General features: G+C 40.7%; 1 protein-coding gene. It reads left to right on the forward strand.

What is annotated here, in order from left to right:
• Positions 1–508, forward strand: a 508-nt coding sequence (locus VHA02S_RS25090) for a hypothetical protein (RefSeq protein ID WP_218000911.1), incomplete at its 5' end; no start/stop codon positions are given.
• Between the last annotated feature and the right edge of the window lie 43 nt (positions 509–551).

Genomic DNA, 551 nt, shown 5'->3' on the forward strand with positions numbered 1-551 from the left:
CGTTAAACGACATATGGAGGCTAATCAGGTGAAATTGAGTTTGATAGCTTTGCTGTTATGCCTTAGTTCATTTTGTTTTGGAGGCAATTTGGGTAAAGGGAAAGAAGACGCACAACACTTATTTGACTCGGTGCTGCCTTTTGCGGAAAAAATGTTATCTGAGTATGGAGAGTTTTATCCATATGGTGCAGCGATGACTTTAACTGGAGACGTTGTTGATGTATCGGTCTTCGAAGGGAACGAATACCCACCTTCATCCGAGATCATTGATTTGCTCAATTCTGCCTTTCTTAAAGCAGCAGCAAATCGACAATATAGCACCACAGCGGTAGTTTACGATGTTCGTATTACGCTTCCTTCAGGTAAGGTTTCAGATGCAATAGCCGTTAATCTTGATCATAATTCTGGCTACTCTATTGTCGTGTACTTGCCTTACAAAAAAGTAAACCAGGTTATAGAGTACGGTGAACTATCAGTTCAAGAAGGTCGTGGAGCAATATTTAATTAAGCGCGTGATATGTGCGTTTAACAAACTGTTCAAGAGGGATTCG

It is taken from the genome of Vibrio harveyi NBRC 15634 = ATCC 14126 = KCTC 12724 (assembly GCF_001591145.1).
GTDB lineage: Bacteria > Pseudomonadota > Gammaproteobacteria > Enterobacterales > Vibrionaceae > Vibrio > Vibrio harveyi.